Source organism: Alitabrizicola rongguiensis (genome assembly GCF_021491355.1).
GTDB lineage: Bacteria > Pseudomonadota > Alphaproteobacteria > Rhodobacterales > Rhodobacteraceae > Aliitabrizicola > Aliitabrizicola rongguiensis.
In genome coordinates, this window is the sequence record NZ_JAKENF010000002.1 from 973766 (window position 1) to 988357 (window position 14592).

The 14592-nt window shown below is 63.9% G+C and carries 11 protein-coding genes; 6 read left to right on the forward strand and 5 right to left on the reverse strand.

Translation table 11 applies throughout. The features are described from left to right. Positions 1 to 2: 2 nt before the first annotated feature. The 3 genes from L0V05_RS10645 to L0V05_RS10655 are packed head-to-tail and all read right to left on the reverse strand — an operon-like array spanning position 3 to position 3336. A complete protein-coding gene (locus L0V05_RS10645) occupies positions 3 to 770 on the reverse strand; it encodes an enoyl-CoA hydratase/isomerase family protein (protein WP_234870245.1) in 768 nt (255 codons plus the stop codon). Beyond that, the gene (locus tag L0V05_RS10650; RefSeq protein WP_234870247.1) at positions 767 to 2338 is read right to left on the reverse strand and encodes an acyl CoA:acetate/3-ketoacid CoA transferase; all 1572 of its coding nucleotides are present in this window, start codon (positions 2336 to 2338) and stop codon (positions 767 to 769) included. The genes L0V05_RS10645 and L0V05_RS10650 overlap by 4 nt, the downstream gene beginning before the upstream one ends. Next, entirely contained in the window at positions 2335 to 3336 is a 1002-nt protein-coding gene (locus L0V05_RS10655; protein WP_234870249.1) for a Gfo/Idh/MocA family protein, read from the reverse strand. The genes L0V05_RS10650 and L0V05_RS10655 overlap by 4 nt, the downstream gene beginning before the upstream one ends. A gap of 410 nt (positions 3337 to 3746) precedes the next feature. Here L0V05_RS10655 and L0V05_RS10660 point away from each other — a divergent pair, with 410 nt between their 5' ends. After that, positions 3747 to 4604 carry an urea carboxylase-associated family protein gene (locus tag L0V05_RS10660; protein ID WP_234870251.1) on the forward strand — a complete coding sequence of 286 codons (858 nt, stop codon included), beginning with the start codon at positions 3747 to 3749 and terminating at the stop codon, positions 4602 to 4604. Between the two features lie 6 nt (positions 4605 to 4610). On the opposite strand, the gene L0V05_RS10665 is transcribed toward L0V05_RS10660, so the two are convergent. Further along, the gene (locus tag L0V05_RS10665) at positions 4611 to 5414 is read right to left on the reverse strand and encodes a crotonase/enoyl-CoA hydratase family protein (protein ID WP_234870253.1); all 804 of its coding nucleotides are present in this window, start codon (positions 5412 to 5414) and stop codon (positions 4611 to 4613) included. A gap of 578 nt (positions 5415 to 5992) precedes the next feature. On the opposite strand from L0V05_RS10665, the gene L0V05_RS10670 reads away from it, so the two are divergent. The 5 genes from L0V05_RS10670 to L0V05_RS10690 are packed head-to-tail and all read left to right on the forward strand — an operon-like array spanning position 5993 to position 14091. Next, on the forward strand, positions 5993 to 9187 hold the full coding sequence (locus L0V05_RS10670) for an AAA family ATPase (RefSeq protein ID WP_234870255.1): 3195 nt from the start codon (positions 5993 to 5995) through the stop codon (positions 9185 to 9187). Positions 9188 to 9223: 36 nt separating this feature from the next. After that, complete coding sequence (locus L0V05_RS10675; RefSeq protein WP_234870257.1) at positions 9224 to 10105, forward strand: encapsulin; 882 nt, start codon at positions 9224 to 9226, stop codon at positions 10103 to 10105. A 10-nt stretch (positions 10106 to 10115) separates the two neighbouring features. After that, positions 10116 to 10994 (forward strand): DUF3237 domain-containing protein, encoded by an 879-nt coding sequence (locus L0V05_RS10680; protein WP_234870259.1) that lies wholly within the window; start codon positions 10116 to 10118, stop codon positions 10992 to 10994. A 9-nt stretch (positions 10995 to 11003) separates the two neighbouring features. Continuing rightward, the gene (locus L0V05_RS10685) at positions 11004 to 13058 is read left to right on the forward strand and encodes a hydroxysqualene dehydroxylase (protein ID WP_234870261.1); all 2055 of its coding nucleotides are present in this window, start codon (positions 11004 to 11006) and stop codon (positions 13056 to 13058) included. A gap of 7 nt (positions 13059 to 13065) precedes the next feature. Continuing rightward, the gene (locus L0V05_RS10690) at positions 13066 to 14091 is read left to right on the forward strand and encodes a polyprenyl synthetase family protein (RefSeq protein WP_234870263.1); all 1026 of its coding nucleotides are present in this window, start codon (positions 13066 to 13068) and stop codon (positions 14089 to 14091) included. Here the strand turns inward: L0V05_RS10690 and L0V05_RS10695 are convergent, their stop codons facing one another. Further along, complete coding sequence (locus tag L0V05_RS10695; RefSeq protein WP_234870264.1) at positions 14092 to 14535, reverse strand: hypothetical protein; 444 nt, start codon at positions 14533 to 14535, stop codon at positions 14092 to 14094. It abuts the gene before it with no gap. Positions 14536 to 14592 lie beyond the last annotated feature (57 nt).

Here is a 14592-nt window from a genome sequence, read left to right on the forward strand (position 1 = left end):
TGTCAAAGTCCGGTAAAGCTGGGCTTGCGCTTGTCTCGGAAGGCCGCAACGCCCTCGGCGCGGTCATCCGAAGCTGAAATCGCGGCGCTGCCGAGCGCCTCGATCATCGCGGCGCGATCCTCGTCGCAGGCGGCGTGGATCATGGTCTTGTTGATCTCGACGGCGCGGGGCGACAGGTCGCAGACCTTGGCCGCGATAGCTTCGGCGGCGGCCAGCGGATCCTCGGCGATCTCGGCGGCGAAGCCCAGGGCTAAGGCCCGATCAGCACTTATGCGGCGCCCGAACAACGCCATTTCCTTCACCACGGGTTCGCCCAGCAGGCGGACCAGCCGTTGCGTCCCGGACCAGCCCGGAACAATGCCAATCCCCGCTTCGGGCAGCGCAAGCGTCGCCTTGGGCGCCATGACCCGAAGGTCGCAGGCCGCCGCGAGTTCCAGCCCGCCGCCGAAGGCATGGGCATGGACGACCGCAATCGTGGGCCGCGCCAGTCGCGCCAGCCGGTCGAAGATCCGATGGCCGCCGCGCACCCAGTGTCGGGCGAATTCCGCCGGGCCAAGGTCGCCCCAGGAATTGATGTCGGCGCCCGAGCAGAAGGCGCGCGCGGGCGAGGAGGTGACCAAAAGGCAGGCGATGTCAGGATTGCGTTCGACGGTTTCGAGATGGCTCGCAAATTCGCCCAGCATCCCGATGGTGAAGGCGTTCAGCTTTGCCGGATTGTCCAGCCGAAGCTCGGCCACCCGCCCCCGTAGTTCCAGCCGGACCCCGCTCATGGCAGCCACCCCATCGGCGCCTCGCCGACCAGCGACAGAGGCATCACCCGGGCATTCTCGGCGACGCGCACCCGCCCGTGAGAAGCGGCGACGATATCGCGGGCGGGCTCGATCCCCGGCATGATCTCGGTCGCGACAAGGCCATCGTCCGCCAGCCGGATCACGCAGCGCTCGGTGACATAGAGCACCTCCTGCCCCTGCTCCCGTGCACGCCGACCCGAAAAGGTCACGTGTTCGACCTTGTCGACCATCTTGGTGAACTTGCCCGGCTTTTCGACCCGGATGCCATCCGCCGACAGGCCGATCTCTGCCCCCGCTTCGAACCAGCCCGAAAAGACGATCTTCTTCGCGTGCGCGGTGATATCCACGAAGCCGCCGCAGCCTGCCGTCAGATAGGGCTTCTTGCCCAGCTTCGAGACATTGACGTTGCCCTCCACATCCACCTCGAGGAAGGACAGGAAGCTCATGTCGAAACCGGCGCCCTGGAAGTAGATGAACTGCTGCGGCGAGGGCACGAAGGCGTCCGCATTCGAGGCGCAGCCGAAGGCAAAGCCGGTCAGGGGCATGCCACCCACGGCACCCTGTTCGATGGCCCAGGTCACCGCCTCGGGGTGGCCCTCCTCAAGCAGGATGCGCGGCACCATGGCGCTGATCCCGAAGCCGAGGTTGGCGGTCATGCCGCCCTTCAGCTCCATCGCCGCGCGGCGGGCGATCACCTTTTCGACGCCATGTTCGGCCAGATGGAAACTTGACCAGGGCCGCATGATCTCACCCGAGATCGCAGGGTCGTAGGGGGTCTCGGTTGTCTGGCGCTGGTCGGTGTCGATCACGATCAAGTCCACAAGATGCCCAGGCACCCGTACGTCATGCGGGCGGAGCGAGCCCGACGCCGTCACCCGCTTCACCTGCGCGATGACAAGGCCGCCATGGTTGCGCGTGCAGATCGCCTGTTCCAGCCCACCCAGATAGGCGCCCTCGTGTTCGTAGGTCAGGTTGCCATGCTCGTCTGCGGTCGTCGCTCGCAGGATACAGACATTGGGCACGATGTTGGGGAAATGCAGCCAGGTCTCGCCGAGAAATTCCACGCGTGAGACGATCGGCGCGGCCGCCCCTTTGGCATTCATCGCGCAGCCTTCGCGGGCCGGGTCGACAAAGGTGTCGAGCCCGACCTTGGTCAGCACTCCCGGTCGGCGGGCGGCGGTTTCCCGGTGCATGTCAAACATGATCCCTGACGGCACATTGTAGGCCTCGATCCGGTCCTCGACGATCATCTTCCAGATCTCGGGCATCGGCAGGTTCGACGATCCCGACGGATAGGACCCCGCCAGAACGCGCGCGAGCAGCCCGTCTTTCGCAATATGGTCGATACCCTTGACTCCATACATGTCGCCCGCCGCGATCGGATGGAGCGTCGTGAGGTTGCGCGGGTGGCCCGTCTCGTCGAAATGCTGCCCGAGCGCCTTGAGCACGAGATCCGGGCATCCGAGGGCCGATGAGGAGGACACCGTAACCACGGAACCGTCGCGGATACGGGAGACAGCTTCGGACGGGCTGACGACCTTGGTCACGCGAGGTCTCCATAGGTTACGTGCAGGCGCGATCCCGTTCTGGCGGCGTCCCTGACTGCGAGAGCGACAGCGAGGGACTTGATGCCGTCCCGGCCGCTGGCGGCGACCTGGCCCTTGCCGGCCACTGCGTCGGCGAATTGCCGGACGGCCTGCACGTAGAGGTTATGCGGCGAATAGGGCACGGCCTCGCGACCCGCCTTGGTCACCAACTCGATCTCGCCTACCGGTTGCTGCGTCATCACGCCCCGGGCGAAGATCGAGCCTTCGGTGCCATGCACCTCCAACCCGGAACCGGCGAACGGATGGGTGAAGCTTTCATGCGAAAAGACCATGGTGCCCGAGGGCATGGACCACACCGACATTGCCGAGTCCTCGACCCCTTCTCCCATTCCCGAAGAGGTCGATTGGGCGACGACCGTAACGGGGTCCTCGTCCAGCAGGAAGCGGACGACATCGGCGTCGTGCACGGCGATGTCGGGGATGACACCACCGCCCGCGCCAGCATCGTTGATCCGCCAGCCACGCAGGTTCTCGGGCAGATGAACGGCATGGAACAGCCGCAGCGAGAGCACCCTTCCGACCCGGCCCGCAAGGATCAGATCGCGCACCGCACGGTGGCTGCCGGAGCAGCGCAGGTGATGGTTAGTGGCGAAGACCAGATTGGCTGCCTCGGCCGCGCGCACCATTCGAGTTGCCTCGTCCAGCGTCATGCCGAGAGGTTTTTCGCACAGCACATGCTTTCCCGCGCCGATGGCCGCCATGGCCTGCGCGAAGTGCTTTTCGTTCGTCGACGAGATATAGACTGCCTCTATCGCGGGGTCCGCGAGTGCGGCCTTCAGATCCGTTGTCGCCGCAGCAATCCCCTGGGCGGAAGCAAAGTCCTTGGCGCGTGCGGCCGAGGTGCTGACCACAATCGCCACATCCTGCCCGGTCGCCCGGAGTGCGTCGATCATGAATTGCTCGGCGATCGTGCTTGCCCCAACCAGCGCCCAGCGCATTCCCCCACCCTATATTTGGATCGTTCCAAATCTGTTTATGGAACGATCCAAATCCTGTCAAGGGATTCGCGGGCGGTCGAACATTGACCTCGGGGATGCCATTGGCCGGGAAGGAGAAAAAACTGTGCCGAGCAGTGGATCAGCACGACAGGCTGCTCAGGGTACTGAATCGATCTCGGGCTGTCACCAAGCCCCCGTCTGTTCGCGACAAACGAAGTGCAACGCCTCGCCTCCAGCGGATCAGGGAGAGATGCCGCGCTCAAGGCGACCTTCTGGTTCAACGAAATCAAGCGGCCGGCAATCGCCTGGTCGACCAGCGACAGGTGGGGTCGCTGAACCGCGCGACAGCGCCATGCGCGGTGGCTATCCGCTTCGGGTCTATCCTGCAAAAGGCCCCATCCGTGAAGCCCATGCATCCCGAAAACATCCTCCCCAATGATGGGGAGGCTCGCCGCTCGGTTGTCCCGGTCATCTGCTATCCCGTCGACACGTTGCCCCCGGCGCCGATGGAGATCTACGCACGTGCGCGCAAGACCCTCAGCCCCATCGCCGAGGTGACAGCTGCCCCGCGCGACGCAGCACATTTCCGCGTTCCGGCCGGTCATTTCTTCCGCATCCACTCGGTCGAGGGGCCGCAGGTGGGGGACCTCAACCTGTGGAATGCCAATGACCTGTCCGAGCGGTTCTACTCGGGCAAGACCCGCGCGCTGCATGGAACGCATCTGTCGACCGGCGACAGGATGTGGTCCTGCCTGCCTTTCCTGCGGCCGATGGCGACCATTACCCATGACACGCTCGACTGGTATGGCTTCGATGCCTTCGGCGGCTCGGTCCATGACGTGATCGGCACGCGCTGCGATCCCTACACCCACAATCTGCTGAGCCATGGAGGCCAGTATCATCACTGTTGCCATTCCAACCTGACCCGCTCGCTTGCAGATGCGACGGGACTTTCACTGCGCGAGGCCGAGCCGCATGTCCATGACGTACTGAACGTCTTCATGTGCACGGGCTTCACCCGCGACACCGGCCAATATTTCATGAAGGCAAGCCCGGTGCGCCCGGGTGACTACCTGGAGTTCTTCGCCGAGATCGACCTCGTGGGCGCACTTTCAGCCTGTCCCGGGGGAGACTGCTCGTCGGAGCATTCATCGGACAGCGCTGCCTGCCATCCGCTGCGGATCGAAATCCTGAAGCCGGCTGACGGAGCGCTGGCCGGCTGGCAACCACCTGCCGTCAACGGCTACAACCGCAGCCACGGGCGCTGAGGCGGTCTATTCCTTGGGTCGCACCCGTGCGGCGGTCTTGTCGGCGAAGGCGGCCAGCCGTTCCCGTGCGGCGCTCTGGGTGTTGACCACGCCAGCCACACAGGCTTCTGCATAGGCGGCATCAAGCGCCGACATGTTCTGGATATGGCTGATGGCGGAGCAGATGGCGAAATTGGTCAAAGGCAGGTTTTCGGCGCAGCGTCGGGCCAGAGCAAGGGCATGGTCGACGCTCGAGCCCTCGACCAGATATTGCGCAAGGCCAAGGTCCACCGCCTCCTGCCCCTGGTAGATCCGCCCCGTCAGCATCATGTCGATCAACCGGGCCTTGCCGATCAGGTTGCCCACGCGGATCGTCGCCCCGCCGCCGGTAAACAGACCCCGCTGGCCCTCGGGCAGGGCAAAATAGGTGGTCCGGTCAGCCACTCGGATATGGGCCGCCGATGCGAATTCCAGCCCGCCACCGACAACCGCGCCTTTCAGCGCCGCGATGATCGGGACGCCGCCATATTCCATCTTGTTGAAAGCCTCGTGCCAGCGCAGGCAAAGCTGCCAGAACTCTGCCGGGCTGCGGTCGGCGCGATGATGCTCGACAAGGTCGAGCCCCGCGCAGAAATGGTCACCCGCCGCTGTCAGAACGATGGCCCGCGCTCCGGCCGCCATCGCACCGGAGAACAGGACAATCAGCTCTTCTATCGTTTCGGCGTTCAGCGCATTGCGTTTTTCGGGCCGGTTCAGCGTCACGATCCAGACTCCGCCGCCATCATCTTCCAGACGAATGTTCTTCAGGGAGAAATCGGTGATGGAGGCCATAGGCAATTCCGGCGATCAGGTTGCTGTCAGGGCGGTTCACAACCGCGAATGCCATCTGGTCTATTCGATACCCGGTTTCCAGACCAGCAAAGTTCGAGCCGCGACAGGACGGCAGTCGAAAAGGGGGCCAATTCGTTCCGGCTGGCAGGCCAGTGCCGAGCCAAATGTTCAATCATCCCGCGCTGCAACCGGCCGCGCCATCCTGCAGTCTCGCCTTCGCCAGACTGCCAGGACGCTGCCTCGTGTGCCTGTGTAGGACCAAGCCTGGAAGCAACCGGCTGAGGGGGCGCCGCAAGACAATCCTAGAGGAGGGCCAATTTGGTCCTCAGCTTCGCCTTGCCGGGATCCGTTTCGGCCTCCGACCGATCGAAAAAATGATCTGAAGACCACGCCTTCACATGCCTGAATAACAGGATAGACCGACAAAAGATTCTCAATTAGCGTTCTTCCACGATCTGGGAGGGAACGTTGGCGCGGAGCGGCTTCTACAGATTTCTTTCGTTAGCCCTGATGCTTGCTGGTGCTTTTGTTTTTTCGGATCGCGCACCCGTCCTGCGATCTGCATGGGATGAACGCCCATGACCGGCAACATCTTCGAAGTCCTTGACCAACTCGGCATGACGGATGTTGCCCAGGCGCTTGCCACGAGCGGACTGCCGGCCGGAGAGATTGCGGCATTGACCGATCCGGACCTGGAAAGGATCGGTCTATCCCCCGACCAGCGCAACCGGCTTCAGAGGGTCCTTCAATCCTCGGCAGCGGCTAAGCCCACGCGGCCGTCGCACAGCGCCCCGACCGCGGAACGCCGCCAACTGACGACCCTGTTTTCTGACATCGTTGGCTCGACGCAGCTCGCGAACTCGATCGACCCCGAAGATCTGCGCGACGTGATCCGGGGGTATCAGCGTCTCTGCTCGCGGATCATTACCGAGCATGGCGGGCATGTCGCCTATGCCCAGGGCGATGGCATCATGGCCTATTTCGGGTTCCCGTCTGCGCGAGAGGACGACCCCGTTCGCGCAGTGCGTGCCGGGCTCGAGCTGGCTTTCGAGGTCTCGGCGCTCAAGACCGTGCGCGACGTACATCTGCGAGTGCGGATCGGGATAGCAACCGGCGTCGTGGTCGTGGGGGAGGCAGAGGAAATCGCCTCGGCAGGCTCCATCGTTGTGGGGGAAACGCCTAACCTTGCCGCGAGGCTGCAGCAACTCGCGGCGCCAGGTGAAGTGCTTATCAGTGAAACCACCAGGCATCTTTGCGGTGCGACTTTCGAAAGTGAAAGCCGCGGAACAGCCGAACTGAAGGGATTCAGTGCCCCCGTCGCCTATTACCGGGTCTTGGGCGAAAACTCCTCCGCCTCGCGCTTCGAAGCGCAGACCCGCGGAAACTTCCGCCCGATCGTTGGCAGGGAAGCCGAGGTGCAGCGCCTCGCTGCGCTGTGGGACAGTGCCCGATCAGGCCGGGGCACGGCCGCCATAATCTGCGGCGAGGCTGGAATCGGCAAGTCGCGGCTTTCTCAGGCCGTGCTTGCAATGGCGCGCGATAGTGGCGACCCGCATCTGCAATGGCAATGCTCGGCGCATCTGGTCAACCGCCCCCTCCACCCGATCGTACGCGAGATCGAGACGGCGATCGGCCTGCAGAAAGGCCAGTCTCAGGATGGCCGCCGGTCTGCTCTACGTGCCTACCTTCAGAAGACGCGGGGCTTCGGGGAACAGGGCGAGGTTGTTCTTTCAGATCTGCTTGATCTCGACCGCGGCGCGCCGCAGTCAGGCGACCCGCAAGTGCGTGCGCGGCTGCTTTTCGAAACGCTCGTTAGTCGCGTCCGCCAACTCGCCTCCGAGAAGCCCGTTCTCATCCTTCTTGAGGACGCCCATTGGGCAGACAGCGCGACAATCGATCTGATTGGCCAACTGATCCCGCAAATCGAGAATCTGCCCGTTCTTTTGCTGGTAACGCATCGACCCGAATTCGTCCCGCCATGGCCTGAAGACAGCATCAACGGGATCGTACTGGGCGCCATTGGCGACGATGCGGTTGCAAAACTCATTGCTCAGGTCGCGCAAGGTCGCGACTTGCCCGCCGGCCTTGCGCAGTCAATCGTCGCCAAGGCTGGCGGCATTCCCCTGTTCGCCGAGGAACTGACGCGCAACCTGCTCGATTCCGTCGGAAACCGGGAACTCAGTCAGGAGGCAGCGAAGAGCATCTCCATCCCTGCCACGCTTCAGGATTCACTGATGGAGCGGCTCGATCGGCTTGAAAGCGCCAAGGAGTTGGCGCAGTTGGGGAGTGTGATCGGCCGGGAATTCAACGCCGATATGCTGCGGATGATCGTGCCCGACCACCCGGACATCGAAGGCGGACTCGACAGGCTCTGCAGGTCTGGATTGGCTTACGAGCAGCCCGGTTTCGGATCCAGCGCGATCGTCTTCAACCATGCCCTGGTGCAGGACGCGGCCTATGAAACGCTGCTCAAGAAACGCCGCCGCGAGATCCATCGATCGATCGCGCAGGCGATGCTTGCCGGGGCAAGCGCCTTTGCTGGAGCCGAACCCGAGACTGTCGCCCGCCATTGCTCGATCGGAGAACTGGATGAAGCCGCGGTTCGGCACTGGCACCTAGCCGGCCACAACGCGCTCAACAAGGCCGCCTACCAGCCCGCGCTGGCACATCTGACGAATGCTCTTCACGACCTGCAAGGCCTGCCCGAAGGAGAACTCAAGGACCGCCTTGAGCTGGACGTGCAGATGGCTCTTGCCCCGGCGATCATGTCGTTGCGCGGGTGGGCCGACCCCGAGGTCGAACGCGCCTGCAGCCGCGCGCTCGACCTGGCGGTCGCCGTGGGCGACCGGGCGGCAGAGATGGGGGCGGTCTGGGGGCTCTGGACCAACAGCTATCTGCGCGGCGATCTGAATGCCGGTCTGACCGTGGCGCGAAAGGTGGCGAAACTTGCTGCAGCGGATGGAGCGCGCTTGTCGGCGCTCGAGGCCGGGCATGCGATGTCCTATTCTCACTATTCGCGCGGCGAATTCCGCGAGACCCTGACCGAGGTCGAGGCCGGGCTGAGCCGCTATGCCCGCGAGGATGATGTCCTTGGCCTGCGTCTGTTCCAGCTTTCGCCGAGCGCGGCCATGTTGACGATCTCGTCCAACGCCCACTGGTTCCTTGGCAACGACACGGCCGCCGACAACGCACTGGCCGCCGCGCATTCCAGGGCGGAAGAACTCGATCATGTCGGCGCGCTTGTCCATACGCTGTGCGTATCCTCGTTCAATCTTCTGTTCCGCGAGGACTGGGACCGTCTCCAGCCGATCGCAGAACGGGCGCTGCGTATCTCCGAGGCGGAAGGCTTTGCCTTCTGGACACCGATGGCGCGCTCTTACCTCGTTCTGGCGGAGCAGCGCGACGTGGCGACCGTGGGCGCTGCTGTCGGCGGCTTCATCGATGTCTTCTCGGGGCTAGGATACAACCTGACTCTAAGTCAGTTCGAGCCTGTCTATGCCAAGGTCCTTCTGGCAAATGGCGAAGCGGCGCTGGCGGAAGAGCGACTGACGCGCAGCATCGCCAGCGCTGATGCCAGGGCGGAGCGTTGCTACATGCCCGAAGCGCTGCGCATGCGCGGCGAGGCACGGCTGGTCCTTGGCAATCGCCAAGCTGCGTTGGAGGACTTCGCCGCTGCCCTGCGTCTGGCGCAGGAGCAGCATGCCGTTCCCCTGATCGAGCGCGCTCGGGCAACTCTCTCCCGTCACGAACTCGACCCAAGCCAGATGAATTGACGCCATGAAAGCCATCCTGCCGGAAAGGAATAGGAAATGAGTGACGGCCAGATCCCCTGGGGCGATGCCGAATGGTCCCGCGTGCGGCAGATCGTGCATGACGAGGCGATGCGTGTGCGCGTGGCAGCATCGTTCCTGCCACTTTACGGCCCGCTGCAGGGTGGAGCCGAAACAGCGCCCATGAACCGTTTGGAAGTCCGCGCCCCCGAGCGGCCCGGCGCCCTGGGGATGCTCGAGGTAGATGATCAAACGACGAAGCCCTTTGCTTCGGTTTCGGTCAATGTCCACCTGAAAAACCACATGCTTGCCGACCCGGAACTGCTGGCGGCAACTGCGCTTTTCCGCCGCGCGGCGGGGATCGTCGCACGGGTCGAGGACGCGGTCCTGTTCAACGGCAAGAAGGGCGACGGCGACCTGCTGGGCACGGATGGTATCGAAAAGGTCTACCACATCGGCGGATCAAGCGAGTACGAGGGTCTCTCGACCAAACGAGAGCATCAGGTCGAGGTTGTCGGCGGATCGAAGGATGAACACGGGCCAAACGTGTTCCGGGCCGTCGTGAAGGCAGTTCTGGATCTGGAGACGTCAGGATACCACCGCCCCTTTGCCGTGGTCCTGGCCCATGACCTGTTCCGCGACATCCATGAACCCATCCCTAAGTCGATGGTCCTGCCCCGTGACGGCATTCCTCCGATCATCGAGGGCCCGCTGGTCCGGTCAAGCAGCCTTCCAGAGGGGACCGGCCTTGTGATCTCCCTGCAAGGCGATCCGGTGGAAATCGTGGTGCCAAGCGACATTTCGGTACGCTATCTCCAGGCCACTCTGGAAGGCAGCCATGTCTTCCGCGTCTCGCAACGCTTCCTTCTGCGGGTCAAGGATGGGCGGGCCATCGCCTTGCTGAAGCGCGGCAAGGCCTGAGAGACGCCCGGTGGCTGAATGCTGGGATAGCGGCGTCGGGTTCTCCTGGACGCCGGCCGTTGCCGAGGCGGCTCGCCGGGGGCAATCCCTGGGTACTTTGATCCGGGTGTTCCCTGCTCACCCAGCCAACGCGGTGAAGGCGATCTACAGTATTGCCGACGGCCCGGATCGTGAAGTCCGTGGGAGCCCACTTGGCATTGACCCTGCCAGCGGCGCGCAAATCTTCACGCTGGCTTTGCCCGACCCGCCGCCCGGGGCAGAATTGGTTTGGCGTCCGGTCCTCATGCGGTCGGGCCGGTCGATTGACCCAAAGCAAAAAGGCATCGCGCCTGAGCGGGTCGCCAGCGCTAGTCCGCCCTCATCGGATGCCCCAACTTCTCCGGTCACTCCATCTCATCCGGCACGGTTTCCACTGGAGCCAGTATTCCTGTTCCGCGTCACTGCCCCGGTCTATCCGGACGATGATCCGGTCGGGGAAACGCCGGACGGACTACGCCTGCTTTTCGCTCTGAGGGATGGCGGCACCGTGCGCGGTCCGGGCCTTAACGGGGACATCCTGCACAAGGGCGGTGACTGGATGCGGGTCAGACCCGACGGAGTAGGCGTCTGCGCGATCGACGCCCTGATCCGCATTCCGGACCGAGGGATCGTCCAGACGGAATACAACGGTCTGGTAGATTTCGGCCCGGACGGCTACGCGCAACTGGCCCGCGGCGGCAGCCCGCGCCGCGCGCCGCTCCGATTTGCCCCGCGCTATCTGACAGCTGTTCCCGAACTGAAATGGATCAACCGCCTGCAGTGCTTCAGTGTCGGAGAGGTCGATCTGGAGCGACACATCGTCGAATACGACCTCTACGCTTTCGGGCCAATCGATCGAACTCCCGGATAGGAACGCGCCATGTCGAACAAGGTCGTCATTCTGGGTGGTGGGGTCGCGGGGTTGAGTGCCGCGCATGAGTTGATCGAGCGCGGCTACGAGGTCGAGGTTCTTGAAAAGCTGACACTCGCCGGCGGGAAGGCGCGAAGCATCCCAGTACTGGAAGGCATCGGCGATCACGGCAGTAAGGATTCCCATGCCGACGCGGTGCGCGCAGCGGTCGCCGCAGATCCGCTTGGTCGGCGCAGACCTTGGCTGCCGGGCGAGCACGGGTTTCGCTTCTTTCCGAATTTCTATCGCCACATCACCGATACCCTGGCCCGCATCCCGACTGAGACCGGAACGGTGGCCGACTGCCTTGTCGACACGACACAGGTTCTGATCGCCTCCTACGACAAGCCGGGGATCGAGCTGCCGTCGCGCTTTCCCGAGAATGCCTTCGACCTTGCCAATGCGCTGCGATCCTTTCTGTGGGCGATCTCTCCGCGCAACGACATACCCTACGAGGAGGTCGAGCATTTTGCCGGCTGCATCTGGCGCATCCTGACCTCTTGTGAAGAGCGCCGGCTCAATGACTACGAGAAACTGCGCTGGTGGGATTTCGTCGGTGCCGAGGACCGTTCGGAGGCCTACCAGAAGCTGCTCGCCATCGGGCTGACCCGCTCGCTGGTGGCGGCAAAGGCGCGCGAGGCCAGCGTCAAGACGATCGGCGACATCTTCCTGCAACTCGTCTTCGGGATCATCGCCCCCGGCACCGCGCCGGACAGGCTGCTGAATGGCCCGACGAGCGATGTCTGGATCAAGCCCTGGCTCGCCTACCTGACCGGCCGGGGAATGACCTACCGATACGGGACGGAAGTGACCGAACTGAAGGTCTCGGGTGGCAGGATTTCCTCGGTGACCGCGACGCAGGACGGCCGGCCGATCACCGTCAGCGGCGACTGGTTCATCAGCGCGCTGCCGATCGAGCGCATGGCGCCGCTCGTTTCACCTGCCATCACGGCAGTGGACCCGTCTCTCGCGACGCTTCCGGTTCTGGCGCGGAACGTACAGTGGATGAACGGCATCCAGTTCTACCTCAAGCGCGACATTCCGATCACCCATGGCCACATCATCTTCATCGACAGTCCCTGGGCGCTGACCGCCGTCTCGCAGCGGCAGTTCTGGACCGGGGTCGATTTCGGCCAGTGGGGAGATGGCACGACGAGGGGCATCCTGTCCGTCGATATCTCGCAGTGGGACCACAAGGGCTTCTGCGGCAAGCCAGCCTCCCGCTGCACGCGAACCGAAATCATGACCGAGGTCTGGGCGCAGCTGAAGCGCAGCCTCAACGTGGACGGGCAGGAGGTGCTGCGCGACGAGGATCTGCATTACTGGTTCCTCGACCCCGACATCGTCAACGACCCCAACCACCCCGACCGCCTGTCGAATGTCGAGCCTCTTCTGGTGAACAACGCAGATACCTGGCGGCTGCGCCCAGAGGCGGGAACCGCCATTGCCAACCTGGCGCTGGCCTCGGACTACGTGCGCACCTACACCGATCTTGCGACGATGGAGGGCGCGAATGAAGCGGCGCGGCGGGCGGTAAACGCGATCCTTGAACGCAGCGGATCGACGGCGAAGAAGTGCAAGATCTGGAACCTGCACGAACCTGACGCGCTGGTCCCGTTCCGGGAATACGACCGGGCGCGTTACAAGGCCGGGCTACCATGGGATGACCGCTATCCGGTGATGCTGGAAGCGGCGATGACGTTGGCACACAAGGCATCCGGAATAGCACGCGGTGGCGATGGTCCGCTTGCTCTGTCCGAGCCTTTCCTCGACGCAATGTCCCGCCCAGATGGACCGCTGGCCGATCCCGGCGTCGCACAGGCGTTGTCGGCAATTGGCCTGCCCTCTGGGGTATTCGAGAACTTCGGCCGCAGCCTGCCCGGCCTCGGGTCGGCAGTTCCGGGAGCAGAGGTAGTCTCGAACGCAGCCGATGCGCTCGTGGCGCTCGGCGTCGGCGATCAGGGTCTGCCCATGCCGACGGCGAACAGACAGCGCCGCCGGTTTCGCTTCACACAGAAGGCCTGAGCTCGTCTTGGACCGCGCAGGGTTTCTCGCAAAGCTGACGGAGTACGGGGACCTCGCCCGCGCGGCCCTCATCGAACGGTTGCCGCAGGGGGAACCGCGCGCCTACCTCTATGACCCCATGCGCGACTACGTCGCCCATTCCGGCAAGGGTCTGCGGCCGGCACTTCTGATCGCCAGCTGCAGGGCATTCGGCGGGCGTATGGACGAGGCGCTCACCTCTGCCGCCGTCGTTGAACTCCTGCACAACGCCTTTCTCATCCACGACGACATCCAGGACTTGAGCGAATTTCGCCGCGGCCGCCCCTGCCTGCACGAGCGCATGGGCGTGCCACTTGCCATCAACGCGGGCGATGCGATGCTGGCCCATGCCTTGCGGATGCTGCGCAGCAACATCGCCCAGTTGGGCCCGGCGCGGGCCGACCGGATTCTTGACGAGTTCGACCACCTTATCGCCGAGTCTCTTGAAGGGCAGGCGATGGAGCTTGGCTGGATCCTCGACAACGACCTGACGGTCGGCACGTCGGACTATCTGCGCATGACGCTGAAAAAGACCTGCTGGTACAGCTTCATTCATCCCGTCAGGATCGGGGCTCTTATCGCGCAACCCGGCAGGACCGATCTCGATCGGTTCAATGCCTTCGGCTTCTATCTGGGGGCGGCCTTCCAGATTCAGGATGACGTGCTGAACCTGATCGGTTCAATCGAGAAGTACGGCAAGGAAATCCACGGCGACATCTATGAAGGCAAGCGCACGCTCATGCTGTCGCGTCTGGCGGCACTTGCCGACGCGAGCGAGCTGGACCGGCTGTCGCGGTTCCTTGCCCTGCCCCGCCCGCAGCGCGACACGACCGAGGTCAAATGGGTCTATGAGGCGATGCAGCGCCATGGCACGATCGGCTTCGCCCGCGATGCATCGCGCAAGCTGGTCGAAGGGGCGCGTGCGGCATTCCAGACGGCCTTTGCCGAGGCGTCGGGCGAGGATCGGGAGTTCATCGGCTACTGCCTGGACTTCATGATCGAGCGCGAGGCGTGATCAGCCGATGACCTGCACTTCGATTGGGATGACGAAGCCGTCCGGTCCCGGCGCCGTGACCGTGCCAGAATAGGTTCCGGCCGCCGCGCCCGACGGCACGGATACGATGATCAGCAACTCCCGATCCTGTCCGGCGACGAGCGTGGCTGGATCGACCCCGACCCGGTCGGCAGCGATCCGACCCGCCGACCCGACAAGATCGCTTGTGATCAGCCGAAGCGGCGGAACCGGTGGCCCTGGATCGATGGCCACATCAAGAACGATCCGACCCGCTGCACCCGGCGCGACCGGCGATCGCATACGGAAGGGACCGTCGGACGCACTCTTTGTCTCAGCTGCCAGGACCTCATCCGCAAGGGCGAGGATATCGACTGCAGAGGCACCCTGGGCGGCAGGGGAGGCGGGCTGCATCTCGGCGTAGGGGCGTCGGGTGAAATAGGGCATCGGACGCTCGCATAAGGGACCTGTCCCGACAGTATCGGGCCCTGCGCATCAATCAAG